At 52.9% G+C, this 26,140-nt stretch carries 19 protein-coding genes and 2 pseudogenes; 5 read left to right on the top strand and 16 right to left on the bottom strand.

Features of this window, described 5'->3' with window-relative positions; genetic code table 11:
* Positions 1–420 (bottom strand): annotated as a pseudogene (locus NA637_RS11145) (hypothetical protein); the annotation flags it as partial.
* 72 nt (positions 421–492) lie between these two features.
* Here NA637_RS11145 and NA637_RS11140 point away from each other — a divergent pair.
* Positions 493–1,335, top strand: coding sequence for a hypothetical protein (locus tag NA637_RS11140; RefSeq protein WP_200646145.1), 843 nt, complete (start codon positions 493–495; stop codon positions 1,333–1,335).
* Positions 1,336–1,534: 199 nt separating this feature from the next.
* Here NA637_RS11140 and NA637_RS11135 read toward each other — a convergent pair whose 3' ends face one another.
* From NA637_RS11135 to umuC, 12 genes and pseudogenes are all read right to left on the bottom strand, one after another.
* Positions 1,535–2,542 (bottom strand): hypothetical protein, encoded by a 1,008-nt coding sequence (locus NA637_RS11135; RefSeq protein ID WP_155718457.1) that lies wholly within the window; start codon positions 2,540–2,542, stop codon positions 1,535–1,537.
* A 77-nt stretch (positions 2,543–2,619) separates the two neighbouring features.
* On the bottom strand, positions 2,620–4,245 hold the full coding sequence (locus tag NA637_RS11130) for a restriction system-associated AAA family ATPase (RefSeq protein WP_196492167.1): 1,626 nt from the start codon (positions 4,243–4,245) through the stop codon (positions 2,620–2,622).
* A complete protein-coding gene (locus NA637_RS11125; RefSeq protein ID WP_200646146.1) occupies positions 4,215–5,783 on the bottom strand; it encodes a restriction endonuclease subunit S in 1,569 nt (522 codons plus the stop codon). The genes NA637_RS11130 and NA637_RS11125 overlap by 31 nt, the downstream gene beginning before the upstream one ends.
* Positions 5,784–5,918: 135 nt before the next feature.
* Positions 5,919–7,334, bottom strand: a complete 1,416-nt coding sequence (locus NA637_RS11120; RefSeq protein ID WP_200646147.1) for an N-6 DNA methylase — start codon at positions 7,332–7,334, stop codon at positions 5,919–5,921.
* Between the two features lie 450 nt (positions 7,335–7,784).
* Positions 7,785–9,329, bottom strand: coding sequence for an IS66 family transposase (gene tnpC / locus NA637_RS11115; protein WP_076965371.1), 1,545 nt, complete (start codon positions 9,327–9,329; stop codon positions 7,785–7,787).
* A gap of 18 nt (positions 9,330–9,347) precedes the next feature.
* Positions 9,348–9,707 (bottom strand): IS66 family insertion sequence element accessory protein TnpB, encoded by a 360-nt coding sequence (gene tnpB / locus NA637_RS11110; RefSeq protein WP_076965370.1) that lies wholly within the window; start codon positions 9,705–9,707, stop codon positions 9,348–9,350.
* Positions 9,708–10,069: 362 nt separating this feature from the next.
* Positions 10,070–10,897: a hypothetical protein gene (locus NA637_RS11105; protein ID WP_200646148.1), complete on the bottom strand. Its 828-nt coding sequence runs from the start codon at positions 10,895–10,897 to the stop codon at positions 10,070–10,072.
* A 660-nt stretch (positions 10,898–11,557) separates the two neighbouring features.
* Positions 11,558–12,694 carry a TniQ family protein gene (locus NA637_RS11100; RefSeq protein ID WP_200646149.1) on the bottom strand — a complete coding sequence of 379 codons (1,137 nt, stop codon included), beginning with the start codon at positions 12,692–12,694 and terminating at the stop codon, positions 11,558–11,560.
* A 2-nt stretch (positions 12,695–12,696) separates the two neighbouring features.
* Entirely contained in the window at positions 12,697–13,587 is an 891-nt protein-coding gene (locus tag NA637_RS11095; protein WP_060765301.1) for a TniB family NTP-binding protein, read from the bottom strand.
* 9 nt (positions 13,588–13,596) lie between these two features.
* Positions 13,597–15,483, bottom strand: a complete 1,887-nt coding sequence (locus tag NA637_RS11090; protein WP_200646150.1) for a Mu transposase C-terminal domain-containing protein — start codon at positions 15,481–15,483, stop codon at positions 13,597–13,599.
* A gap of 1 nt (position 15,484) precedes the next feature.
* On the bottom strand, positions 15,485–16,147 hold the full coding sequence (locus NA637_RS11085; RefSeq protein ID WP_060763907.1) for a heteromeric transposase endonuclease subunit TnsA: 663 nt from the start codon (positions 16,145–16,147) through the stop codon (positions 15,485–15,487).
* Positions 16,148–16,218: 71 nt separating this feature from the next.
* Positions 16,219–17,460 (bottom strand): annotated as a pseudogene (gene umuC / locus NA637_RS11080) (translesion error-prone DNA polymerase V subunit UmuC); the annotation flags it as partial.
* Between the two features lie 105 nt (positions 17,461–17,565).
* Here umuC and NA637_RS11075 point away from each other — a divergent pair.
* From NA637_RS11075 to NA637_RS11060, 4 genes are read left to right on the top strand one after another with little or no spacing between them, the layout of a single operon-like run.
* Positions 17,566–18,717 (top strand): tyrosine-type recombinase/integrase, encoded by a 1,152-nt coding sequence (locus NA637_RS11075; protein ID WP_256072300.1) that lies wholly within the window; start codon positions 17,566–17,568, stop codon positions 18,715–18,717.
* The gene (locus NA637_RS11070) at positions 18,717–20,393 is read left to right on the top strand and encodes a hypothetical protein (RefSeq protein WP_102617798.1); all 1,677 of its coding nucleotides are present in this window, start codon (positions 18,717–18,719) and stop codon (positions 20,391–20,393) included. The genes NA637_RS11075 and NA637_RS11070 overlap by 1 nt, the downstream gene beginning before the upstream one ends.
* Positions 20,390–22,279, top strand: coding sequence for an integrase (locus tag NA637_RS11065; protein ID WP_102617799.1), 1,890 nt, complete (start codon positions 20,390–20,392; stop codon positions 22,277–22,279). Before NA637_RS11070 ends, NA637_RS11065 begins: the two co-directional genes overlap by 4 nt.
* A complete protein-coding gene (locus NA637_RS11060) occupies positions 22,276–22,683 on the top strand; it encodes a TetR family transcriptional regulator (RefSeq protein ID WP_102617800.1) in 408 nt (135 codons plus the stop codon). Before NA637_RS11065 ends, NA637_RS11060 begins: the two co-directional genes overlap by 4 nt.
* Positions 22,684–22,837: 154 nt before the next feature.
* Here the strand turns inward: NA637_RS11060 and NA637_RS11055 are convergent, their stop codons facing one another.
* The 3 genes from NA637_RS11055 to NA637_RS11045 all read right to left on the bottom strand — a co-directional run bounded on the left by NA637_RS11055 (position 22,838) and on the right by NA637_RS11045 (position 26,138).
* Positions 22,838–23,299: a cytochrome c gene (locus NA637_RS11055; protein ID WP_102617801.1), complete on the bottom strand. Its 462-nt coding sequence runs from the start codon at positions 23,297–23,299 to the stop codon at positions 22,838–22,840.
* 200 nt (positions 23,300–23,499) lie between these two features.
* Positions 23,500–25,023, bottom strand: a complete 1,524-nt coding sequence (locus NA637_RS11050) for an efflux transporter outer membrane subunit (protein ID WP_256072299.1) — start codon at positions 25,021–25,023, stop codon at positions 23,500–23,502.
* Positions 25,020–26,138, bottom strand: a complete 1,119-nt coding sequence (locus tag NA637_RS11045; RefSeq protein WP_102617802.1) for an ABC transporter permease — start codon at positions 26,136–26,138, stop codon at positions 25,020–25,022. The genes NA637_RS11050 and NA637_RS11045 overlap by 4 nt, the downstream gene beginning before the upstream one ends.
* Positions 26,139–26,140 lie beyond the last annotated feature (2 nt).

Genomic DNA, 26,140 nt, shown 5'->3' with positions numbered 1-26,140 from the left:
TTTTTTATTAGTCCAAAACAACGGTCGACAGCGCCCGTTGTAGGCTATCTGGGCACGTACGTGGGATTCCAACAAAGCAGAGCCTGACTCTGCTAAATAGTCAGTCACCTGCATCCGAGCGATTTCCGTCACCGTTAAACCAGTACCAAAGCACGAAAGAAGCATTGCAGCATCTCGATTTCCATTTTCAGGACTCATCGATCTAGCAATTTTCACCGCATTGTCAAGTTGCGACTCTTCGATCACAATCGACTTAGTCATAAATATCCTAAAAGTTTCCAAGTAGCCATTCAAATCAAAGTGTGTTGAAATGATTAATCTTATAATATATAAATCATAAGACATAGAAGCAATCATCACAATCACGACGACTAACGTGACATGCAAATTTTTAAAATCGACCAGGTACCATTTACTCATTAACCGTCCAAACTGCTAAAAATATTATGGCCACAAAACAGCAATATCAAAGGGGGGGGGGGGGGACACAAAATGAAATATATCGCGAAATTAGCTACTGACTCTTTGATATGGGAGGTGATTGCCGTTGGCGAAATAGTTCAAAGACACTCTGCCGACATTCTGAACGCAACGTTCTTCTTCCAATCAGTAATCGACATAAAGACTCGACTCGAATCAAAGAAATATAAATTCCTCCAGCTACCTATCGAGGAAATAAGACACCTGATTCCAGGATCCCTATGGAAAAATGGAAAGAGAATTTCTGCACACACTTATGGTGGGCACTGGATAAACTTGGACACCTATACGACACGACAAGTATCGGCCTCCAAGAGCCGCTGTCCGAAAGACATAATAAATTTCCTAGAGATAAAAAAAAGAACAAAAACAAAAGCCAAAGTTAGAATGCTGTCACATATCACTTACATTGAATTTGAAAACGACCAGACCAGGGTAATAATTCCATGCACTGAGATATTTCGACATTATATGGCACCTACAGCTCAATACGCAAAATTTGCGATATCGCACGAATTCCCCTCATGGATTTCCAGAGTATTAAAGTCTCAATCAATCTCGCTACCTAGCAACAGAAAAAAACTAACGGAAAATGAGCTACTCAGCACTAAATTACTTTCTAGAACACTTGATACAATAGAAGCAGCTCAGCTACCTTACAAAAATTTAAAACTAACACACATAAACAATCAATCAAGATCTCTTAAAAGCAACCTACTAATAACCACGAAAATCCCGACTAGCGGAAATACCAAACTACGCGTGTCAGGCTACGGCATTGACACCTTCGATAATCATAGCGGGGGAATGTATACATTCATTGTAGAAAAAATTCATGACTCAGATCACTTTTAAAGTCGAGTTACCGTATAACCTCGCCTACTCATATGAGCCACGGTTAACATGCAGGCTATTAGAAGCGCAGAAAATGGAACATCGCACCGCACTCTTTCGGGATCAATGAGCGACTAATAATTTCAGAGCGTCAATCCTGCGGTGCCCCTCAAGGAAAACACATTGAAAATTTTATATTGAATGTATGAAGTTTAAAACTTTATGTACACGAAATCAAAATCTCTAAAAAACCCATCATATCCACCCCACGATCTGGATGAGCACACTCACTGTGCAGTAGACGGAAGACTTCAGCCTTCAAAAACGCTTTATCTGCCAGTCCATCTTGTATAACAGTGCTCAAATATTCGGGGATAGAAGCCGCGATTTGAGCCCCCAAACCTCCACCGTGATTACCTCTAGTGTACCAAAGTGCAAAGTGTTCGAGCCAAGATCTAAACTCAGCATTCAACACATCTCGCTCATAACGCTCCCTGACTTTGAAGATACGATCCCAGTTTTCTGCTTGCTCTTGGGGCCCACCCCTAAAATCAATAACCCATCGAGGTAGAGAAATTCCGCTGATAATAGCACCACCAAATGGCACACTTTGAGCCAAACTGATCGCAAAGTTAGGGCCGGCATATGGGTCAACACAGCGCTGTCTTTGACCGTTTTGATTAAACAGAATATCAGTACTTTTTTTAAAGTCAGAATTGCATTCACTACACATCGGCGGAAGATTGCGAAAATCTCCACCCGCGAATGGGTATTTTGAAATAGGCATATAATGATCTAATGCATGTCTAGGCGCACCTGGAGCTCTGAAATGTCCGATACCACAAAACGGACATATACGCGATGGGAACTCTGCATATATAGCTGCGTAATGGATATCCCTTAAACATATACCCCCTACTTTTATAGTGGTCAGCTGCTCCTCAAAGATGAATCTAAACAAATCCACGGCAGCAACGCTTACACTTTCATCAAAGCCGTCGATTCCTCGACATACAGCGTCGTTAAAGTAAATATTAGGTAGAAATGTTTGCTGGTTGAGAGCATCCAGCAAAGCTAGTTGATCGGCTTGATTAAGAGCTGCAAACTTAGTCCAAAGCTTTTGGACACGCTTACGGATGCCGGAGCGCCCCTTGAGTTCAGTTTTGTGCGCAATCGGTAATGCGTCTGACCATGCAGGAGCGTTCCCTCCCGCTAAGATTGTCTGCATGCCTGTCCCCAAAACGTCAACAATTGTCGAGTTAAGCCAGTTCTCTGCAAGCGCATTATGTGAATATGAAAATAGCATCAAGAACCTTTATTCTTTAATCTGCGCAAATGATCTGCTAGAAATGCCTTCTCTACCGACTGACCAAGCTCAGTAAGAGTGAGCTCGATTTCGCCAATATTCTCAGACTTAAGGAGTTCATTGATCTTTTCTTCCGCAATTCTCGAAATCGGAGGGCGAATTTTAAAGCAAGCTTCTAATATTCGATCGAAAGTTGCTCCGAATGTTTCTATCTGAGGCTCCTCTACAACAATTTTCCCGCTATGCCTGGAAAAGATAAGAACTTGTTCTTTTGGCATATCCGAGGGAACAAAGGGGGCATGAGATGTAATTAGAACTTCTTGATTTGCGCGTGAGCCAGTAAGTTCCATAAGACGCTGAACGAACTTTACACGCCACTGAGGATTAAAGTGAGACTCAGGCTCATCAAGCAAAAATATCGCGTTAGTATCTGTCATCATTGCGTATGCGCCAAGAATAAGCGCTTGCTGGTGTTCGCCATCCGACAGAGACACATAATCTACAGCGTCTTTAGCATCACCTACTGGCCAGAACCGAACTTCTTCAAAACTGAAAACCATGTCTTCCAGTTGCGGCTCTGGCAATCGCGAAGCAAAACGCCGTTCCTTGACCGCACGATTCAATCGAAGGCGTGCAGGTCTAGGAATTGCAAGGTCATTTAATAATGCCAGTTTGTGTAGGGCACGGTAGAGTGAAAATGCATCATCCCAAAAACAAGAAAACGCTTTACGAGTTTCTTCGTTAATAAAGAAGTCGAATGTATAAGTCTCAGTATCTTTGTCTTCATCCCAACAAGTAGCAGTGCGCTGTAATGATTTAATGATATCCTCAAGCTCATCTGTCAACTGAACGCCTTTACGCCCCGTAATCGCAATTCTTTTCTTGGATGCTCTATTAATCACTGAATGCGCGAGACGGACAACGCAGCGGCAAGAAGCAATGTCCGAAAGGCCTGCATGCCGCAGTATCTCCTCACGTGCATCTTTCGGTCCCAGAATGAGATTGGAAAATAGAACCTCAAGATTAGTACCGTAATCAATCAACATCAATCGATTGTTAGGTACTGTATTTTGAATGGCATCACTGAAGGCGGCACGAGCTACGTCCCCGGCATATCCACTTCGACTTACTAAAAATGGAAGACTAAGCGTTTCGTTATCACCAGAAGTATAGCCGATTACTATTGATGGCAGATATTTCTCAAACTCCTCCGAACCAGCCTTAATTGGTTCTTCTATCTCACCTCGATACAGCTCTATCGGCCCCGTACTACGGCCCTTCTTAGTCCGTACAAGCCTTACCTCCTCAGGAGCACCTATACCATAAGGACTAATAAGATAAGTCAGCTCAAAAAGGATATCCTCGTTAGCACTTTTACGTTCTTCAGCAGGCTTATGTTTATGCCATGCCTCTTGAAATATTTCTGCTAGAAGTTGAAGAAACTGCGATTTACCTGAGCCATTTGGCCCAATCAGGCATAGGGGGGCTAAGGGATTAGCCGATTTACCATCGCCGCCACGCCCGAACCAAACATCAAGTCCATCGAATAGTCCCCCGCTCGCCGAGGAACTTTCGATTTTTAGTCGCCGTAACCTCATTCGCTCACCCGCTGAAGATACATGCATTTGGCTTCCGCATTAAAAACCTGTCGTAGCAAAGGTTTATCTCCGGAAAGCAAGGCGAATATTGCATCACGCATCTCATCGTGCTTCATAAGTTTGCGTTTTGCTATCTCTTCGAAAGGTAATCCTTCTGTTGGCCAGCTTTGGCTATCTTGCAAAAGAAGCTCTTTCGGATTTTTAGTAATTTTAGCCTTTGGGCGCATTGGCATCTGCCTCTTCGGAGCAATTTCGCGTTCAGCGCGGATATGAGAAATAGTTATCAGTGCCGGCTCATCGCTATGGACTTGACCCACAATCTCACCACGAAAAGCTTTCGAAAGGATAGCTGCATCAAGCTTAGGCAGTAGTTTGATCGCTGCGTCATGTTCGGCAGAAACTCGGTCTAGCCATGCGAAAGCAGTTTCTATTTCACAAACAATTCTTTCCTGCTCTTCGAGGCTAAATAAGGGAATCTGAAGCGTTCCAAGCTCTGTCGCGTTTATATTGTGAACGCCACTTGTTGAGCGTGCGCCTGACTCGATTATCTCTCGAATCGGCGGGGCTTGTAACATCAGAGCTAAAAATTTCGGTACGACTTTTTTAATATCCGGTCGAAGCCGAATTAGATAACCCGCATAGGCCATACCTACGGACTCTTCGGAAACAACAGCGGGACGTCCAACTAAGCTTGTGCTCCCGTTAGAGCGAACCACTAAAATATCTCCCGCTTGAAGTCGCAGGGCGGATAGCTCGTTATCGTCAAGAACTGAATACTTTAGATCAGAAAGATCAATCCTTCCCGAGACAACATTGGGAATTCGCAATACTGGAACGCCTATTGGACTCTCGTAGCTTTTCCGTGAAGTTCCGTAACGTAAGCTTTCAACTAGGTCTTTCAACTTAGAAATTTTCCGCTCCGTTTGCGGGGAGACACTAGGCAAAACAGCTAATAATTCTCCACGGAAGGCTAAATACAGGAGCCGAGCCTTGTACTTCTCTATTAAGGCGGGAATAAAATCGAGGTCAATTCGCGCACTAGAGGTACGATAAAGTATATGCTCTAACTTCGAGACTATCCGCTTCTGCTCCTCTAGTGGGGCTAGAGGAAGCGTACACAACTTCAAATATGACGCTGGAACTCGCTGCTGGCCTACCGCTCCAGACATAACCTTCTGGGCGTCCTCTCGAAAAGATTTCTGGCGTATGAAATTCCATAGATACTCAGGTAAAACGGCTCCATGGCTTCTAAACACATGAAACTCTGTGGAGCCAAAACCAATGCCATTTTCGAGACCTACGGCTACTGCCGACTTCCCATTTTCCATTGACGGGGTAATTTTGGCGAAAATTACATCACCTTCAGCAAACTGAGTGAATCCTCTATTTACCTCCCTTAGCGGCTTAACTGTGCTGCGAACGATGGTACCTGAAAACTCACTTACAGCAGCCATTGGAACGAACGTAACAGGGTCTTCGGCATTCAGGTCCACTGATTTTCGAGGGTTAACTTCTACTACATCCTCAAAGGTTACTTCGGCCCAGCCGTTCGGTAGATCACGCATCCCGAGCCCCCTCCTTTACGTCCTCAGTTTCGCCAATTTTGCACCTAGGCCATTCAACTCCAGAGATACACCGTTTCGTTGCAGTGCCTGAAAAAATAAAGAGGCTTGTTTTACAACCGAGCAACCCTACCGGTGTCATTCTTCTGCCTCGATTGGTTCGGCGAGTTCGTCTGTAACGAATTCTATTTCGAAGAGGGCCGAACGAAGGTGGGCAAGAATGGCGGCAGAGATATCTTCGAGTTCAATCAGCCCGTCTTCGATTCCTCCTCTATCGTCATTAAGCCAGGAGATATCGAGATTATCATCGCGCTCGGCAATCTCCTCTCGTGTAAAACGACGGAAACATCCGCTTTCACCTTGGTCCTTACGAGGAGATTGCCCATGGGAGTCATCACCAAAGCAAGTTATAAAATCTTCAAAATGTTTGTGCTCAAGAGGGGACGTTTTGCCAAATCTCGGCATATTCGCACGCATATCGTATATCCATACTTCCTTGGTGCATGCGTCAGAACCTTTGGGTTTCGAGAAAAACAAAACGTTAGTCTTCACACCTGCCGCATAAAAAATACCTGTCGGCAAGCGCAGAATTGTGTGAAGATTACAGGTGTCCATGAGGTTAGTTCTTACAGCTCGGCCTACTCCCCCTTCAAATAAAATATTGTCCGGTAAAACTACGGCAGAACGCCCGCCACTCTTAAGCCCCAAATAGATATGCTGTAAAAAAGCTAACTGCTTATTGCAGTTCGGAAACGGAATATCGTTTCTTAACGCCCGTTTGCTACCTGCTTTGCTCCCGAATGGCGGATTAGCAAGTATTAGATCAGCAGCGTTTAGATCCATCGCATCATCGGTAAGCGCATCGCCGTATATTATTTCTGCATCTAAGCCGTGCAAAAAAGTATTCATCAAACAAATGCGGCGTGTGTTTTTCTCTATTTCTACGCCTTGATATTTCGGTGGATTTTTTTTATATTGATCTTTAGATACTCTTGCACGGACATACTCATCGGCAGCGACCAAAAACCCGCCACTACCTACGGATGGATCCTGAATTTGCTCACCAACTGCTGGCTGCATTAATCTTACGATTGCATCCACTAATGGTCGCGGCGTGAAATACTGCCCAGCCCCCGATCGAGTATCTTGCGCACTTTTATCGATTAGACTGCTATATATATCGCCAAATCCATCCTGATCAACTTTATGCCAATCTATTTTGGATATTCCATCTACCACTGCTTTTAGATTTTCAGAATGAGAGAACACTGTTGTAGGGAACGCATATATCGCTCTTATTACTTCATTATCTGCTGTAGCACCCAAATGGGTAAGCATTTCTTGGTAGAATCCAAGCAAGCCGTCTTTCTCGTGGGACTCCAAATCAACCCATCGAAATCCTTCGGGAATTAGCCTTTCTGAACCATTTTCCTGAGCAATCTTTAGAAATAACAAATAGCTCAGTTCAGAGATATATTGGTAATAGGTAACCCCATCACCCCGTAATATATTACAAAGGCTCCAAATTTTTTGGACAATGATATTTTGTTTCATTTGGGTCTCTGTAGTCTAGGAACGGGATGGTCAAATCCAGTCGTGTATTAGGGCTGCGGATGCCGGTACCAACCTCTGCGCTGGCTTTTATGATATGCCATTTGGCGCTTGGCTGCTCAGCCCGGCGCTTCGATTGTCAGCATCGCGCTCAGCCATAACCGCAATACAAACCTCGTCCACAAATCGATTCGCCTGCAAGCGCAGAAAAACACGGATCTGCAACCTTCATTCATTCCGTTACCCATGCAGCTGCCCGGAGCAAAATCGCACCCACCATCATCGAACATACTCGTTGAAATACAGCATCCGCGCGGCGACGCCAAAGTGAACTGACCCACTGACGATGCTGCTGCCTGCGCGACCTTTCTTCGAAATCTTCTGCGATGATTCGCATCGATTCCTTCGTAAGCGCTCCATAAACCCCACCTCCCGCTGGTGGGGTTTTGCGTTTTAAAGTGGCGTTGTGGGTTTGCAGTTCCACGGCAGCAGCGCTTCGTAGCCTTCGATGCAATTGGCCTGAGGCAGGCGTTCGAGGATGTGACGCAGGTAGGCGTAAGGCTCTTGGTGGTTGGCCTTGGCGGTTTCGATCAGGCTGTAGATTTGCGCGCTGGCAGTGGCGCCCTTGGGTGTGTCGCTGAACAGCCAGTTCTTTCGGCCGATGACGAAGGGCCGGATGGCTCGCTCGGCGGCGTTGTTGTCGATCGGCAGGTGGCCGCCTTCGGCGTAGCGCTCCAGCCGGCTCCAGTTGTTGGCCAGGTAGTTTACGGCTTTGCCCAAGGCATTCTGTGCGGTAACTTGCGGCTGAGTTTTCTCCAGCCAGTTTTTCAGTTGAGCGAGGATCGGCAGGCTATGTTGCTGGCGACCCTGATAACGTTGTTCGGGGATGGCGTCTTTTAGGTCGCGCTCGATGCCGTACAGTTTGTTGATCAGGTTTAGCGCCACGTCGGCCCGTCCGGTTTTGCCCTTGGGCTGCACCTTCTGCGCCTCAATAAATTTACGTCGCGCATGCGCCAGGCAGGCTAAGCGCTCAACCCCGGCTTGCGCGGCCACGGCGTTGTAGCCGGCGTAGTCGTCGGTCATCAAGTAACCGCGGTAGCCCGCGAGCAGGCGCAGCGGCACGTCCTGCGCACGGCTGGTGGTATAGTCGAACAGGATTACTGGCCTGTCTGGCGGGCCGCCGGTTTGCACCCACATCCACGATTGGCTGCTCGGCTCACGCCCCGGCTCTTTGAGCACCTGCACACGGGTCTCATCGCAGTGCAGTACCGGGTAGTCCAGCAACTGGTCGCGTATCAAGTTGAGCAGCGGTTGTAGCAGCGCGCCACACTGGATCACCCAGCGCGCCAAGGTCTGGCGCGGGATGTCGATACCGTGCCGGCTGAGCATCCTCTCAAAGCGGTACAGCGGGATGCCGTCGGCGTATTTTGTTGTTAGCAGCATGGCCAGCACGCTGGGGCTGGCTAGGCTTTTCTCGATCAACTGCGCCGGCTTATCGGCAGTGATCGGCGCGGTTTCGCAGGTCTTGCAGGCGTAGGTTTTGCGGATGTGTTTGATCACCCGGACTTGCATCGGGATGATTTCCAGCTGCTCGCTGGTTTCTTCACCGATGACCTGTTTGCGGCAACCACACTCACAGGTCAGTTCGTGCTCGGGCAGCTCGTGGACGACTTCGACACGCGGCAGTTCAGCGGGCAACGGCTTACGCTTGCCACGACGCTTAACCGGAGCGACAACCTCTTCCTCGACGTCATCGGCAACGGCTTCAGGCGCAGTGTCGGTGAGGTTTTCAGCCTCGTTGAAGAACTCTAGCTGCGGTGAGTCAGGATCGGCACTCTGCTCGGACTTACGGCCGAACAGACGCTGGAGCAGCAGGGCGTTTTGTTCGCGCAGACGCTCAATTTGTCCATCCTTTTCCGACATCCGCACGCTCGCCGACAGCAGCAACTGCTTGAGCAAAAAAGGATCGTCGGGGAGGGTTTCGGGCATGGAAATCATGCCGTGGATTATACCGAATCAGGTGACGAAGCGCGGCGTCAGCAGCTTGTGCGGCTGGTTACCCCAGAGATCGATTCCATCCAAAAGTTGGTTCAATTCACGCACCGTCAACTCAATGGCTTCATCGCCCGCATCCGGCTTAGTTTTGAAGCGTTCGGCCTCTAGACGCTTGAGCCACAGACAGAAACCGTTGCGATGCCAGTAGAGAATTTTCACTTGGCTACGCGTGCGATTGAGGAACACAAATAATACTGGGTCGAACACCGCCACCTTGATATCCAGCTCGACCAGAGCGGCCAAGCCATTGATGGATTTACGGAAATCCACTGGCTTGGGATAAAGATAAACGGCTTTAACCTTGGGATCGGGGCGCATCATGGGCTGGCTCCAGAAAGAAAATCGGGAGCACAGCATCAGGTCGTACTTGGGTCATTTGAAGGTGGGGTTTATGGAGCGCTTACATTCCTTCTGGCTCTCCACCGAATAGATGGACATGCGCGCAGGCGATGAATGCGGCATTCGGTGCGGGGCAGCCTTACTGTACTTATCTACTGCCCAATCGCATGAAAATGCTGATGCATGACGGCTTCGGAATATGGCTGGCGGCTAGCCGGTTGAACCAAGGCAAGTTTAACGGGCCTGGCATTAGCTATGGTTCTTCAGGCGCTTAGACCTGGTGTCCAATCATTCAATGCACGACGAGTGCAGTCAGGAAACCACGCTTCTCGGCTGTTCATCACTCAGATTCTCTCTTTGTGAGAGATAAAATTCTCCGACGTCATTATAGCTGTAAACTTGAAATGGTCGTAGAGACAGAAATTAACAGAATAATAGTCAATCGTCCGTTCATTTTTAAGGTGCGTGAACATTCCGTAGTAAAACACTTCTTTGTGCGCGCCTTGGGATGACTCACGATCTATGAGATTCAAATGGTTACGGTGAAGCGCTATTTCATTTTCAGTGGCGTCCCGACTTACAAAATTATGAGGAATAAGCACTACTTCCCCGAGCCAAGGCCATTTGGTCTCATGATAAAATAAAGCTTTGGCCATCAGCTTAAAGTAAGCTAGGAATCTTAACTTGTCAAAACTATAAGATATAGTTTTATGCTCAACTCCGTCGCTGGCGACGACTACTTCATCGCGATAGTCGTTAGACAAAAGCCCTAAGAGCCCAGTGCAGATTCCGGACTTCTCTAGCTCCGAGAATATCTTCACCCCAGCACAAGGATCATCCTTGAACTCTTCTTGTAGCTTCAGAAAAATCTCAATATCAGCATCGTTCAGCAGCTTGCTTTTAAGTCTCTCGCCACTACGCTTTAAAGCACGCGAATGCACTTCAAAATTTGAAGCAATCGCCTCATTTCCGTCTAACTCAATAGACGAAAGAAGAACTGATCGAATATATTCATCATCGGCAGATTTATCTTGGTTGTGCAGTTTGCAAGAGGGAACTTTAATAAGTCCCGCACGATTACCTTTCGCAAAAAAGCTTTGGGGAGGCACGTGTTCGTCCCCCACCTTGGGCTCTTCGCAGCAATAGCAGTACAGCTCAATGTCAGATGGCATTCCGTTCCTCCTAGCCCTAGTGCCATGCTGCCATAGCGCTGTAGGATATTTCTAGCCAGATCGTTCCCAAACAACGAGCACTTTCTCTTTTTTACCGGGGATTCCCGACATCGAGGCCTACTATCTTCTTAGGCTTGCCCGCCTAGACGACAACCTTGAGTCGGAGCGGGCGCCTGAAGAAAAGTCAGGGCGCCGAACCGGCCCGTTTCTGATCCAGAAAGCTGCGCTCGTTGCCGATGAAAACGGGCCCTGCAGACAGGCATCTCAGAAAGCCTGTAAACCTGCTCTCAGGGGCACATCAGGTCAGGTTCGGAAGGCGACTTGGGCGGACGCTTACGATTGAACGACCGCCGATGACCGTTTTCTGACTTTGGCCAATGAAAGCCCCCTCTGAAAAAGTCATTCAGCCTAGATCCAGGGTCCTAAGGAGCCATGAACCACTCCATTTCAGAGGATCAATTAGGTGCTTTCACCCTTGAGGGGCATACCATACGAGCACGTCGTATTCATCTGTTTTTATGGAGAAACTCACAAGCTGGAAATTACTTTATTCTGAGACTGCACACTAGTTCTTTATTTCCACCGTCATCTCCATCAGCGGTAGCAGATTCAAACCAGTCATAACCACTAACGTAACCTTCGAGGCCGAAATAACGTCACTCAATCCAACTGCAATTTCCAGGTCTTCAAGGCACTACTAGAAACGTCTCTCCTTAAGTTGAGCAGCTCTCCAAGGGACGTACATGTAACATTCCGATTGTGAGCCATTAAGTAATTACCTGCCTCCACTACTTCGCCCGCACTCGGTAGATAAGGCCGTGTGTCCAGATGTTCGTCCACCACGCTAGCAAGCCAAAACGGCATAGTCGGAAAGTAATCAGTTAAGCGGGATCGTGTAAAATGCGCGCTGCTACAAACTCGCAAAAACCGATCAGGCCAGTCCTTCAGCATCCACATCGCTGCAAGCAGCAGCTTTAGCCGAACCGTAGCTTCTTGATATTCAAAATCCTTATGTGGCACCGGCTCAATCCTTACGTTTAGAGTCTTGCTAAGCACTTCACGCAATCGGAGACCATTCCGACCGCTAATGGCCCCAACCAGAATACGTAGTCCCTGAAAAAAAATAATTCCATAGGGCGCAGCGCCACGCCATTCGCCCCCCGCCCCCAACATATTGAGAATCATACAGAGCAAATTTCTGGATTCCACATCTGGCCATTCAAAACATATCTGATCAGCCCCACCTAAATAAAACCCACAATGATGACAAAGTCGGAGCGCATCATCAGGAGTTTCCTTGCTTCGGCCTATACCGTGACGATGAAATATCACCGGTGAATGGCAAAACGGGCAAGATTGGTGCATCAAACAATTGTGATGCCCACAGATGGAATACAGTGCCAGCCGCCAACAACGTCGATAATAGGGGACAGGATCATTCTGTATGCAAAGAGGGCAGAACTGCATCCCGGCGCGAAGCCGAGTGCGGTGGAACACTCCCGCAGGGAGAAGCCAGGGTGCATCTCCGTTCATTGGCAATTGCTCAAAAAGAACCCCCTCATACGAACTAAAGGTTAATGTCTGAAGAGCTATAATAGATTTGTGCGTATGACTTTCTAGTACTTTCAAAAGCTCCATCGAAGGATGACGATCTATATCACGACTCCAGATCGGTGCTTTGTAGCTAAGCAGACTTGAATAAAAAGTATGTAGCGGGAACCCATTTGCAAACGCTAACCGCACCAACCACGAGGACAGTATTTCATCCTGTTTTGGTTGCGGATGCATTGGAAGCATTATTAGATCCTTGCCGCCAAGCGTGTTCGGTCACTTGGTGATACATATTTACAGTCGTTCAAAGTTTTGGCAGATATCTGTTCAGAACCGTTCCTAATAGCGTGCTCCGCCGCTGCATTCAGCAATGAGGAAAGTTCACCAATAGTCCCCTCACACATTGCCAACACCTTTCCTGATAATTGAGTCTCGTGCAATGCCGACGGTTTTCGCAACGGTAGCACCCGCTCGAATGACATCAGCAGTTGGCGAAACTCTTTATTCATTTCCCATCTCGGCAATAACTCAGGGATGAATCGATTCTGTATCTGAGGGTCGATGCTCACAGCCCGCAGTAAATCCCCGGTCCCACACCCCACAATCGAGATCTGCAGCTCGTTCCCGAGGTATTTCAGCATATTCAGGTATTGGTGCTGCTTGACCGATGTTCCAGCCAGCATGTTATGCAACTCATCAATAATCAGAATTTTTAGTTGCACACCTCTCAGCACTTGGACCACGCGCGCACGCTTGGTATCAGTTGACGAAGCCGGGACCTTTTCGAATAAGGACAGAAGTATCTCCGAGTAGAAACCGGCTTCCGATGGCGAAGGTGGAGTCTGGATCTGAAGTACTGGAGCGATAATGTGGTCACCTCCAGGGTTCTCTTCGGCAGGATGGCATTCGGAAAATTTTTGAATCAATTTCGACTTACCGTTGTTTGTCCCTCCAATAAGTAGCATATTGGGCATCCGAGTTTCGCGAGGATGGGCAAGTAAGTCTTCAAGTTTCCCCAAAACGTCAATAGCTCGCGGATAGCCGATCCAGCGCTTTCTCTTCAACCATCGGATACGTGCCTCTACATCAAGCTCAATGCACTCAACGGTCCCAGGGTGAAGATGAGCATAGCCTGTCATGATAAATTCCTAGCTCAGCTGAATATCGCTGAAAGGTTGAATGTCATCGTCAATTAAATCTGAAGTAAAGAGTTCGGCTTCAGAAGCTGCTGTCTCAGGTGCAATCTTCGTCTTATGAACGCCGGACCACCCCTTACGGCGCTCTGCCATACGAATCTTTCGTTTCTCTGTCGCTCGTCGCTGCTTAGCTAGGCGCGTCTTCTCTATAGCCACGGCTTCGATCTCCCGCATCATCCGTATCCCTTTAAATATCATTTCCTCATCAACATGATTGACTGGATCGTCCTTAATACGAGCCAACACAGCACGTAACTCCCACAGACTGATCGCCGGACGAGTGCTATTGAGGTAAGGAATGGGGCTGTATGTCTTGGTTTCTGGATCGAGAAAATACACAACACTGATGTCGCGTGGATCGTATGCGAAAATGAATTTTCGCCCTCTTTTAGTACGTTTGTCTATCTCCCCGATCCACCGCCGTAGTACTGGTGCGTAATAATGAATATGGTTGATGAGCGCGCCCCCTTGCTGAATAGTCCGCTCCATGTAGGGCGTGAAATCTAGGCAAAATGTCTCCTCGTCTTTAATTGGCGCCATAACGCCAATACCAAGCTGTGTGGCAGTACCATGCACAAACTGGTAATACATCTTGATCGGAGGAATATCGTTGATACCTTTGTGTTTGCGGTGGTGGTAGCAATAGACCACGAACACAGTGAACCACAGCTCAAGCTCTTCGAGAGTCATGCAGGCCTTACCCTCAGAGTCATACTCCATTTTGGCCTGCACATTGGAGAAGGTCGTGCCTTGAATACTGTGGCATTCCCCCATAAAGGTTCGAAATGCCCTTTCCACATGCGGTCCATAATTGGGCTGGCCCTTGGGTCGATGCTCAAGAATTATGCCGTGCTGTTCACATGCGCGTTTCAACATATTTCCGCGGAACTCTTTAGCATTGTCCAAATGAATCTTGTTCATTTTCCCGTAAATTGGCCACTCAGCCAACAGGTCACGCTTAGCAAGCCAGTTGTCTTTACGCTGCACTGCATGGGCGATACATAGACCTGCGGACAGCGCTCCTGGAGGATCCAGAGTCATCCGGAAACCCGTTACCATTTTGGTAGCGACATCAATTGCGAGAGTCAAATAGGGGCGTCCAATTGGCAATCGATGTTCTTCGTCAACAACGATTACGTCAACCGGAGTATGGTCAATTTGGACGACAGCGTTTGGGTAGTCTGCGCCAGGAAATCGACCTCGGTGGGGGGCATACTTTTCCCGAGCATGTTTCGCACTGTACCGCTTGCTAAGTTCTTCCCGCGGTTCGATCCTAGCGATCCGCGCATAGATCGTATTTATATGCGGAGGCGTTAGCCCTTCGTTTTGGCAGTCGATCTTGATTTCATTGTACAATTTGACAACTGAAGGTCGCTCTTTTTTCAAAAAGAAACTATTGATCTGCCTATCTACAATCTGCTCCACATTTTCACTGAGGCGCTGCTTACCCTTATCAGAACGAGATAGCCTTAGTAATGAGGAAACTAAACTGCTATCTTCAAAACGTTTTAACCATCTATATATAGTCGGCACGCTTTTGCCAGCTGCATTAGCAACCAGCTGAACATCTATCAACTGACGCCTTGCTGATTCCAGTAACGGACGAATCATCTCAAAGCGCTCAACGACTTCGTCCCATTTTTTATCCGTGCTAAACAAGTGTGACGCCCGTGTAGGCTCACTTGAACTCGGGCTTAGCGCCAGATCAACGACATGAGCGATTTCGAGTTTAGAATGATCAACAGTCCGTATAACTGCATCGGTTAGCCCTTTCAGCTCAATGACAATCGCCGCAGTATTTCGCCAATAAACAAGTTGGCCCGGCCGAATAGTTTTCATTCTATTCCCACCTCTCCGTCCAGATACGGGAGCTCATGGTCAGAGGCTCGTTCAGATTGCAGCCAATTTCCCCAATGGAGATCAGGTGCCAAAGGGTTGGAATCATCTGAGCCCGGTCGTTGGCGTCGTGACATAGTGTGCCGAGTAATACGTTAGGATCAGCAACTTTTAGTCCACTAAGCGCTATCAAGATAAGTTTGCTCGATTCTAGAGAAGAGACTCGATCCCGAAAAGGCCATAGAAATTTGATATTTTGCAAGTACGGCGTTCTAATTTCTCGCTCAGTGAAAACCTCGAAGCACCATCCTCGATCTATGCAGTACGCCTTCGCGGCCCTGAACTTGGGTAGGAACACTTTCCATTGCTCACGAAAGTCCTTTCGATATTTCACCTCGAACAGCGTAGGGGCGAGATACCCAGGCGTTTCCTTGTAGTGAATGAGCCCGTCAGGGGTGTAGCTGCGCTTCTGGCCGTCGTTGTTTCTATACTCAATGGTCAGGGGCTGAGGCAGGAAGCTTTGGACGTTAGGGTCGAAGCGAATGATCTCCATCATGTCTCGCTCTAATGTGGACTCGTAGTGACCAAACATTGGCACGATCCCCGTCACGCTGCGACTCCTGATCCCGATTTCACGAACAGGTTGGCTCAGTTTCGTCTTTGTCATTTGCGCATACCATTGTAATTTTTCGGTATTTTCTCACTTACCAATAGAATTTACAGTGGTGTTACGGAAAATCAGTTAGCCTTGACCTTCCACAACTGATCGAGGCGCGTGGTGTAACTCTGACTCATCAACTCCCGACGCATCGCCCATTCAGGGTTCGCTGGCACGCACGCCGCCCTCAATGTGCCACGTCCCCAGCGAGCATTGATTTGATCAAGCACCGTCATCACTCTGTCCGCCGTGACCGGTTGAGTCTGCGCAAACAAGTCATCGGTAAATTCGCCCGGCTGACGCAAATCCATCAACAACACTTCGGCCTTGCTGTAACGAAAACCTGGACGATAAAGCCTATCCACGGCTTCGGTAGCGGCCCTGGTAATCAGTCGAACGTCATTGGTTGGGTAAGGTAGCTCCACCAATACGCCATTGACGTATTTGGCCTCGTCAGGATTAAACATTCCCGTGCGAATGCTCACGCGGATCTTTTTGCACAACGAATGCTGAGCCCTCAACTTCTCTGACGCCCGCTGTGCATAGGTGGCCACCGCTTCTTTGATCTGCGGCGCATTATCGAGTCGTTTGCCAAACATTCTGCTGCAACAAATCTCTTGCTTGGCAGGGGCCGCGTCTTCCAGGGCGAGGCAAGAGGTGCCGGCAAGTTCGCGCACCGTTTTCTCCAGGACTACACTGAATTTTCTGCCCAGTAGCACAGGATCCGCCTTTGCTAAGTCCATAGCGGAATGTATGCCCAGGGCATGCATGTGCGCTGTCATGCGCCGCCCAATCCCCCAGACTTCCTCGACGGCCGTGTTGCGCAGCACCCAATCGCGCTTGAAGGCATCGCACAGGTTCACTACACCGCCTGTCTGTGCCTGAAAACGTTTTGCCGTGTAGTTTGCCAGTTTGGCTAAAGTCTTGGTGTGGGCTATGCCCACACCAACCGGAATACCCGTGTGTTTGAGCACTTTGGCGCGGATTTCCCGCCCAAACTCGGTGAGATTGCCCGGCATACCGGTCAGCGTGCAGAATTTCTCGTCTATGGAGTACGTTTCACTGTCGCAAACCATTGATTCTATTAGAGTCATTACGCGCTCTGATAGCTGACCGTACAGCGAATAATTTGAAGAAAATGGCACAATGCCATAACGCCTCAACGTGTCTTTAATCTGGAAATACGGTGCGCCCATTTTGACGTAGGGTTTGGCGTCGTAGCTGCGTGCAATGACGCAGGAGTCGTTATTGCTCAAAACTACAATCGGCGTACTGGCCAAGTCGGGACGAAAAACACGTTCGCAACTGGCGTAAAAACTATTGTTCCGGGGCTTGCTAAAGGTTAGGAGTTAAGTAGCTTTATAAACAATGATTTAAAAAATAGCTTTAGCAGCAATAGGGATAGGTCAGCGGTTGGGGGTAGGTTGATGGAGCTTGTGTGGGCTACTGAGGATTTGGTGATTGCCGGTCGTCCTTATCCAGGCTTTCCGATCCTGCTTTGGGACACGCTCGACAGTTGCGTCCCCGCCAATGAATTCTTTCGCCACTACCTGTTGCGTGGAGCTATTGGGTCACGGAAGTCATGGCCAAGCACGGGGCGTGCGCTGTACGACTTTTTCAGTTTCCTCCAGGCGCATGACCTTGACTGGCGCGACGTGGACCGTGGCGAGGCCAAGAGTGTCGTAGCGGCCTACCGGGACTACTGCCTGGTGGAGTGCAAGTTGGCCCCATCAACAACCCGTCAACGGCTGCACTATGTGTGCAAGTTCTACGAGTATGCACAGCAGCAGGGATGGGTGAGCAGACTGCCGTTTGGCTATGAGGAACGGACGGTCAAACGCGCTCCCGGCTTCCTTGCCCACGTCGATGCCAGCGGCGGCAAGGCTATGGTGAACGACATCATGCCGCGCAAGCATCGGGCGCTGCCGAAGTTTCTGAGCATGGATGAGATCAAGGCGCTGCTGGCGACGCAGGAAAATCCGCATCACCGAATGATGATTCGGCTCGGGCTTCAGACTGGACTGCGCCGGGAGGAAATCGCCTCTTTCCCGCTTGCCTACATCTTCGATCCGGATAAAGCCGGTAGGCACGAGCGCAACATCCGGATTCACCTCGATCCACACGATGGCCATGGTATGCGCACCAAGGGCAGCAAGCCGCGCGACATCTACATCAGTCGCCGCTTCCTTGCCGATTTGCATCGCTACGTAGTGCAGGTTCGCGGTGAGCGGGCCTCATTGAGCCGCACCCGTACCAATCACGAGCCGCTGTTCCTGAACCAGTTTGGTGAGCCCTTCGCCGATGATGGCAAGCGCATCGCGCGCATCGTCCGGGAAATCGGCAAGCGGGCCGGTATCAGGGTCCATACCCACATGCTGCGCCACACCTACGCCACCCATACCCTGGTCACGCTCCAGCGCAACCGCGGCAGCGTGGATCCGCTGGTGTTCGTGCAGCGGCAGCTCGGTCATAGCTCCATTCAGACAACGATGGTGTACCTGCACCTGGTCAACGAACTGGCCGACGACGCGGTTCTGGCCTACGACGATGAGTTGAACGAAGGGTTGGGATCGGTCTGATGGGCAAACGTAAGGTATTCAACAGGACCGACCTCAGCGTCCCGCAGGTCGAGCACAACCGCGACTCGGCGGGTCGTGTCGTCGTTCTCCCCGAGGCGATTCCGCCGGCCACGACTACGGTCGCCTTCGGGCGCAATGCCACGCGCTCCCGGGGCTTCGACTTCGCACCCTGGTACGGCACGGGCATCGATTCGATCACCTACGCTTGCCAGCGGCAGATTGAGCGCTTCCTGGCCCGGCAGGACGGCGGGCTCGAGGCCAGTTCCGTAGCGAGCATCTGTAAAGGTGGTTTACGTCACTTCCTCAACTACATAGTGCTGCGCGCAACCGCGCTCAGGCGCGGGCTGACCCTGGACGACATTGATCGCGCCGTAATTGACGGGTTTCTTGGCCACCTCGCCGGACTGGGCATCACCACCCCTAGTCAGAGGAGCCACTACACCAGCACGAAGTCCGTCCTTCACGCGTTGGGCCGGCGTGGGCTGATTTCGTTGGTCACCACGGGGGACGATGCGACTTTCCCACGAAACCCGTTCCCAAACAGAGGCAAGCATAAGGGCGAAACGCCGCTGCCGAAGCGTCAGCGGCAGGCGTTCACCACCGCGCTCAGGCAGGCGGTCATGCCGATCTGGCACGACGACGCCCCGGTAACCGGCGAGTTGTTGGCTTATGCCCTGCTGACCGTAGCGCTGCACACCGGGCGCAATTCCACGCCGCTGCTGGAGATGGAGCGCGATTGCCTGCGCGCCCACCCCAAGGATAACAGCGTATTCCTGGTCCTTTGGAAGCGCCGCGGGCACACCAGCCACAAGGTGGCGCTGCGCGCCGAGAGCGCTGCTGCACACCTGTTGGAGTCCACGCCAACCGTCAAGACCAATGTCGAGCGCCTGATCCGGCGCGTCCTTGCCCACAGCGAACCGCTGCGCGCGGAGGCCCCGGACGACCTCAAGGAGCGTGTGTGGCTGTATCGCGTGCACCGCGGCCCAGGCCTCGGCAGGGTCAATGCACTGACTGACGGGACGTTGAAGCTGGCGATCAAGAAACTCGTGGCCGACCACGGGCTCACCGATATCGACGGCCAGCCGCTGCGCATCAACGTCTCTCGCCTACGCAAAACGTTCGCCAACCGAATTTTCGAGTTGCTAGCGGGCGACCTGGCGACCACGGCATTCGCGCTTGGCAACACGCCGCAGGTGGCCGGGAGAAATTATCTGGCACCTAGCGGTGACGCGAGGCGCAACTGGCAGTTCATGGGCGAGATACTGGTTCAAGAGTTACTGACCCGCAGCATCGGCGCGACCTACCAGACGACCCCAATGGGGCGCTGTGGCGACCCGGTAAACGGCCAGTACGCACCGAAACGTGAAGGGGCAGCGTGTTTCTCGTTCCTCAACTGTCTGCGCTGCAAGCATTACGCGGTGACGGGGGAAGATCTGCACCGCCTATTCAGCTTCTACTTCCGTGTATTCGCGGAGCGCACGCGCATGGACAAGCGGCGTTGGGCGCAGGAATACGCGCACATTCCTCGATTGATTGACGACTACATCGTGGCCGAGGGGCTGCGGCGCGGGACTTTCAAGCCGGCGGCCGTCGAAGCCGCCCGCGAGCGTGCGCGCCGCGAGCCGCACCCGTTCTGGTCGTCCGATGTGGTGGAGAAGCTGGAGATCTTTGCATGAGCGACAACAACGTGGTCACGCTGCCTTGGGCGAACATCGAGTCACAGCCGGGGGAAGTACGCGAGCTACCCGAGAGCGACCGCGACGCACTCATCGTGAGCGCCATCCAGGTCGATGGGCACTGGGTCATCCTCAGCCGCTATGGCGACGACATTTGGCAACTGGACGGCTTTACCAGCAACGTGCCAGACAACTTGCGGCACCAGGACTTCAGCCGCGTGCCCTGTGCGTTTAAGGAGGTGATGAAGGCCCTGCTGTACCGCTACCTGCGGCGCGGCCGCGCGGGGCATAAGCGGCCCAGAGCGAGCACTTTGCGCAATTTTTTTGAGAATGCGCTGCCCTTCCTACGGCATCTAAACGCGCTCAAGCTCGGTCATTTCGGCGCGGTGACCCCCATGGTCTGCGCGAACTACGTTGCCGAGTGTCGGGCGTACCGGCAGACGCGCCGAAGCCAGGGTAAACCGCTGTCTCAGAGCGCCCTTGAGCGTCGCTTCATGGCGGTCGAGGCGCTTCATGAGTTGAGCCAGTACACCCACGACCCAGTCCCTCAGCATCCCTGGCCTGATACCTCGGCGAATGCGATGGCCGGCAGCGGCACAGCTCGCAAGCAGGGCGGCAAAACGCCGCTGATGCCGGATGAGGTGTTCTGCACCCTGTTCGAGAGAGCCTATGAGCAGGTTCAGCACGGCAAGGCCCTGCTCGATCTACGCGATGCCCTCGATGCCGTCGCAGCAGAACGGAGAAGGCAGGTTACCAGAACAGTCATAGAGGCTAAAAACCGCCACCTCGCCGCTTTTGGCTGGGAAGGCGGCCTGGGGGCATTTAATCAGGCGATCCTTGATCTACGAACCGCCTGCTACATCGTGCTGGCCAGCACCTCCGGTTGCCGCAACCACGAACTGGCCAACGTCCAGTCGGGCGCGCACCACCGCACCGAGGACGACGAGGGAACGATCTATCACTGGATGCGTTCCAGGTCGGATAAGACCGACACCGGGGTCCACGACTGGATGATCCCCGAGGTCGCCGTGCGCGTGTTGCGCCTGATGGAGCGCTGGGCCGAGCCGTATCAGGCTATGATCGCCGCCGAGATCGCCGAGCGGCGAAGGGTCAACCCGCGCGACCCAGAAATCGCCAAGGCGCATAAGCATCACCATGCGCTCTTTCTCGGGGTGAGCCCTGCAAAGGGCAATCAGGTTCGCACCCTGTCGGGCATCGCATGGAACAATGCCCTCAAGGCGTTCGCGCAGGGCGGTGGGCTGGACTGGAACCTCGCCAGCCATCAGTTCCGCCGCAAATTCGCCAACTACGCGGCGCACAGCCAGTTCGGCGACCTGCGCTACCTGCGCGAGCACTACGCGCACTGGTCCATGGACATGACGCTGGGCTACGCCATGGACCAGGACTGGGGCCAGCACCTCGACATCGAGTTGTACAACGACATCCAGGCAGAACTCGAAGACATCAAGTTCGGAGTCGTTGACACCTGGATGGGGGACGAACCGTTGGCCGGCGGCTACGGTCGCTCGATCAAACGCTGGCGGCGCGATCCGGCAAACCTCGCCATCTTCAAGAGCCATGCATCGATGGTGACCTCAATTGCCGAGAGCACCGCGATCCGCAGCAATGGCCACGCCTGGTGTACCGCCAGCAACGACGGTTGCGTCGGCAACACATTAGAGCGGACTCGCTGCGGCGACTGTCAAAATGCCGTGATTGGGCGCAGCCACATTGGCATATACCAGCGTCTTTACGACAACCTGAAGGGGTTGCTGGATTGCAACGACATTGGTGACGGTGGCCGCCAGCGAGTCTTGCGCGACCTGGAGCGCTGCCGTGACGTGCTCGGGCAGCTTGGATACACCCCGGAGACGAATGTAGTATGACGACCAAACGCAAGCCCTCGGACGCCCGCGAGCGGGATTTGCAACTCGCGCTCGCCCGCATCCAGCGTGGTCGGGCACATACTGGGGAAACCAAGGTCACTATCGCCGCTGTGGCGCGCGAGGCGGGCGTTTCGACGGCGCTGATCCACAACCACTACCCCATAATCGCCGAGGCGATCCGCGATGCTCAGGGGCGCTCCAGTCGCGCCCAACGCGATGTGAAGCACCAGGATCTCCGCGCGGAGCGTGAGAAGAATCGCGCGCTTCGCCAGGAGATCGAGGAGCTGCGCGCCAAGGTCGCCAGCCTAGCCTCCATCAACGAGGTTTTGATAGCCGAGAACCGAGTTCTAAAGGCAAAGCAGAGCGACTCCAAGGTGGTTGATCTGGCCGCGTGCATATTCTGACGTAATCCCGATAGCAGTCATTCTCTAAACCCGCTACTGATAATGCTCAAATGGCACCGTCAATTATGCGCTGTCCGCCGGCCGGGATCGGCCAGAGGATAGCGGCTCACGTCGCCGGCTCGAAGCTATTACAGACCGCACAGGTGCGCCCATGCTACTGCTCCCCATAGAAATGTTTAACGAACGAGGGACGGAAACTTTGGTGGCAGGCTAGGCAGCTTTGCTGTGTTTTGGCGAAGGCCACGATGACTGCTTGGCCGTCACTCCGCTTAGCAGCTTCACCCATGGCAGTCGCGGCATCATGCACCCTTCCATCAAAGCCTCGAAACTTTCCGGCTTCTGTTCCAAGCCAGGCGAGGATGCGCATCTTTTCCGAAATAGGTGGCTCGGCATGCTTGGCAATTCTTGGTGCCAACTCGGCAACCAATGACCAATCTTCTTTGGAGATCGCGCCCGTGACGGCTTGCATATCATGGTCAAGTCTTTTCATTATGGTCCGAAGCTCCATTGGCTTTGCCGTCTCTACGGACTGCGCACCAAGTGACGTGGCGGAGGTTGCCAAAATCACGGAAAGCGAGACGGCGAAGAACGATCCTAGTTTTAAGGGCTGACTCACGAGTTTCTCCGTTGATGTTGTTGATGAAGACTTTGGGTCTGACGAACGGTTGCTATGTTCGTGCAAGAAGCATTCAGGCTTGGGAAGCTCGATGTCTTCGTACGCAAGGCGCTACGTTGACAACTCGCGCATGGTGGAGAGGCGCGAAATCCTTGAGATGTTCATCGCCCATTCGCTAAACAATCCAGCCAACGCAGCGCTTAGCCATCCTCGAGCACCGTGGCGAGCCAGCTGACTTGCTGCTGCACAGCCATGGACTCGCCCCAGCCACCCCCAAGGGCCTTGTACAGCGCCACCAATTGCACGGCGGCGTTGGTATGCGCCCGCGCGGCTGCGGTTTCGGCCTCGTGCAGGCTGCGCTGGGCTGCCAGCAGTTCGACCAGGGCGATGTCGCCCGCGGCGTAGCGGGCCTTGGCGTGGCCGTAGCTCACGCGCGCGGCATCCAGTGCCATGCCGCGGCGCTCCAGTGTGTCCAGCCCGCCGTGATAGTCGCCCAGCGCGCGCTCGGCATCGCCCAGCGCCGCCAGCACCGCCTGCTCGTAGGCCAGCGCAGCCTGCCGCTCGGCCGCCTCGCGTGCCCGAATTTCGGCTCGCACGCGGCCACCGTCGAACAGGCGCCAGGAAATCAGCGGCAGGATGGAAAAACGCGAGCTGGATGCATCGAACCAATTGCCCGTACTGAGCGCCTGGAACCCGCCGCCGACACCGATGGAGAGTTTGGGGAACAACTCGGCTGTGGCCACGCCGATGTCGGCAGAACTCGCTGCCAGGCGACGTTCCGCAGCCAGCACGTCAGGGCGTCGGCGCAGCATATCTGCGCGCTCGCCCACCGGCAGCGCCCGCAGCGTGCTCGGCGTCAAGGGGCCATCAAGCAGTGCCAGCTCCCGCTCCGGCGGTGTGCCCAACAGCACGCCCAGGCTGAGCACCGCGGCGCGCTGGCGCGCCTGGATATCCGGGATAAGCGCGTTGACTGCTGTCCATTGGGCGTACGCCGCCTCCACGTCGGCGGCCGACGCGTCGCCCAGGGCATGCCGCAGGCGCACCAATTCCAAGGTCTGCTGCAGCGTATCCAGCGTGGCCTGTTGTGTGTGCAACTCGTAGCGGGCGCCGGCGGCGGTGAACCAGGTGCGCGCGACCTCGGCCACGATGCGCATGCGTACGCCCTGTGCCTCGGCTTCGGTCGCCTCCAGGCGGGCGCTGGCGCCTTCCATAGCGCGCCGCTTGGCCCCGAACAAATCGGCTTCCCAGGCCGCGTCGAAGCCCGCATCGTAGATGGTCTGCGTGGCGTCAAGACCGGGAATGGAGCCGATGGGCAAGGGGCCGTTCTCGCTTTGACGGCGCCGGTTGACGCTCGCGCCAGCGCCGACGGTGGGCAATGCCTCGCCGGCCACGCGATCGCGCAGGGCGCGTGCCTCATCGATGCGTGCCGCAGCCTGGCGCAGATCCAGGTTCTGTGCCAGCGCCGTGGCCATCAGGCGGTCGAGGATCGGATCGTCCAGTGCAGACCACCAGTGGCTCAAGTCTGCGGACTGGGATTCGCTTGCCAACGGCAAGGTCCAGCCGCTGCCGACGTCGACCGGCGGCGGCTCGCGATAGTCGGGGCCCACGGTCGCACAGGCAGTCAGCAGCACGCAGGACAGGGCCAGCGCGAGCGGGCGCACGCGCCCAGGGGTCAGGCCGGTGACGGTTGCGCGAAGAAAGGGAGTGCGGGTCTTGGATTTCATTGCAGGCGTCCTCGGACGAATACGGTGGCCATCGTCAGCGTGGCAAGGGCGATGACCGCCAGCGGCCACAGGCTGGCGAGAATGTCACCGGGCGGCATGGCCTTGAGAAAGCTGCCTTCGACGATGATGAGGAAGTGGGTTAGCGGAATGGCCTGGGCCAGCCATTGCAGGACGACAGGCATGTTTTCCACAGGCGTCGCAAAGCCGGACATCAGCACCGCCGGCACGCCGATGGCGAACGCACCCAGGATGGCCTGCTGCTGGGTCATGCTGACCGCGGAAATCATCAGGCCGATGCCGACCACCGACAGGATGAACAGCACCAGGCTGGCGAGCAGAAGTGCAAACGAGCCAGTAAACGGGATGCCGAACAGGAATACGCCTGCGCTGATCATGAACAGGCCCAGCACGGTGCCAATTGCGAGTGCCGGCAGTGATTTGGAAATGATGATTTCCGGCGTCGAAGTGGGCGACACCAGCAATTGGTCGAAGGTGCCGAGTTCACGTTCGCGTGCAATCGACAGCGAGGTGATCAAGAGCGCGCTGAACAGGGCCAGGATGCCGGCGAGCCCGGGCACGATGAACCAGCGGTAGACCAGGTTCGGGTTGAACCAGTGACGCACGACCACGGGCGTTGGTGCTTGGGCGTCGGGCACGACCTCGGCGCCGACCTCGGCGGCGATGGTGGAAAGATAGGCCACGGTGATCTGGCCCGAGTTGCTGCGCCGACCGTCGACCAGCACCTGCGCGCGGCCGCTATCGCCGGCAGCAATCGAGCGCGAGAAATCCACCGGGATGGCGAGCGCGGCGATCACCTCGCCCCGGTCGATCAGCTCGTGCAGGTGCCGTTGACTATCCACGTGCCGCACGCGGGCGATGAATTTTGCGCTGTCCAGACGCTGCACCAGTTCGTGCGACCAGCGCCCCGCATCCTGGTTGTAGACGGCGATATCGACGTTGCGCACTTCCAGCGTCGCGGCAAAGGCGAAGATCAGCAACTGCAGGATGGGCGGCACGAACACGACCATGCGGCTGCGCGGGTCGCGCAGGACGCTGAACACTTCCTTGATGAACTGGGCGCGCAGGCGGGTGAACGAGAATGCGGAAGTCAACATCG

The sequence above is a fragment of the Stutzerimonas stutzeri genome (assembly GCF_024448935.1).
GTDB lineage: Bacteria > Pseudomonadota > Gammaproteobacteria > Pseudomonadales > Pseudomonadaceae > Stutzerimonas > Stutzerimonas stutzeri_AO.
Note: the sequence above shows the minus strand (reverse complement) of the source record. Positions and strands in the feature narration are given on the sequence as shown.

Excerpts from the sequence above, each read along its gene's own strand:
- NA637_RS11050 (WP_256072299.1), bottom strand. The coding sequence starts at position 25,023 with ATGAAATCCAAGACCCGCACTCCCTTTCTTCGCGCAACCGTCACCGGC.
- NA637_RS11075 (WP_256072300.1), top strand. The coding sequence starts at position 17,566 with ATGGAGCTTGTGTGGGCTACTGAGGATTTGGTGATTGCCGGTCGTCCT.
- NA637_RS11045 (WP_102617802.1), bottom strand. The coding sequence starts at position 26,138 with ATGTTGACTTCCGCATTCTCGTTCACCCGCCTGCGCGCCCAGTTCATC.
- NA637_RS11135 (WP_155718457.1), bottom strand. The coding sequence starts at position 2,542 with ATGCAGACAATCTTAGCGGGAGGGAACGCTCCTGCATGGTCAGACGCA.
- NA637_RS11090 (WP_200646150.1), bottom strand. The coding sequence starts at position 15,483 with ATGAAAACTATTCGGCCGGGCCAACTTGTTTATTGGCGAAATACTGCG.
- NA637_RS11140 (WP_200646145.1), top strand. The coding sequence starts at position 493 with ATGAAATATATCGCGAAATTAGCTACTGACTCTTTGATATGGGAGGTG.
- NA637_RS11070 (WP_102617798.1), top strand. The coding sequence starts at position 18,717 with ATGGGCAAACGTAAGGTATTCAACAGGACCGACCTCAGCGTCCCGCAG.
- NA637_RS11085 (WP_060763907.1), bottom strand. The coding sequence starts at position 16,147 with ATGACAAAGACGAAACTGAGCCAACCTGTTCGTGAAATCGGGATCAGG.
- NA637_RS11130 (WP_196492167.1), bottom strand. The coding sequence starts at position 4,245 with ATGCATGTATCTTCAGCGGGTGAGCGAATGAGGTTACGGCGACTAAAA.
- NA637_RS11105 (WP_200646148.1), bottom strand. The coding sequence starts at position 10,897 with ATGCCATCTGACATTGAGCTGTACTGCTATTGCTGCGAAGAGCCCAAG.
- NA637_RS11100 (WP_200646149.1), bottom strand. The coding sequence starts at position 12,694 with ATGCTTCCAATGCATCCGCAACCAAAACAGGATGAAATACTGTCCTCG.
- NA637_RS11095 (WP_060765301.1), bottom strand. The coding sequence starts at position 13,587 with ATGACAGGCTATGCTCATCTTCACCCTGGGACCGTTGAGTGCATTGAG.
- tnpB (WP_076965370.1), bottom strand. The coding sequence starts at position 9,707 with ATGATGCGCCCCGATCCCAAGGTTAAAGCCGTTTATCTTTATCCCAAG.
- NA637_RS11060 (WP_102617800.1), top strand. The coding sequence starts at position 22,276 with ATGACGACCAAACGCAAGCCCTCGGACGCCCGCGAGCGGGATTTGCAA.
- NA637_RS11065 (WP_102617799.1), top strand. The coding sequence starts at position 20,390 with ATGAGCGACAACAACGTGGTCACGCTGCCTTGGGCGAACATCGAGTCA.
- tnpC (WP_076965371.1), bottom strand. The coding sequence starts at position 9,329 with ATGATTTCCATGCCCGAAACCCTCCCCGACGATCCTTTTTTGCTCAAG.
- NA637_RS11120 (WP_200646147.1), bottom strand. The coding sequence starts at position 7,334 with ATGAAACAAAATATCATTGTCCAAAAAATTTGGAGCCTTTGTAATATA.
- NA637_RS11125 (WP_200646146.1), bottom strand. The coding sequence starts at position 5,783 with ATGCGTGATCTACCGAACGGCTGGGCCGAAGTAACCTTTGAGGATGTA.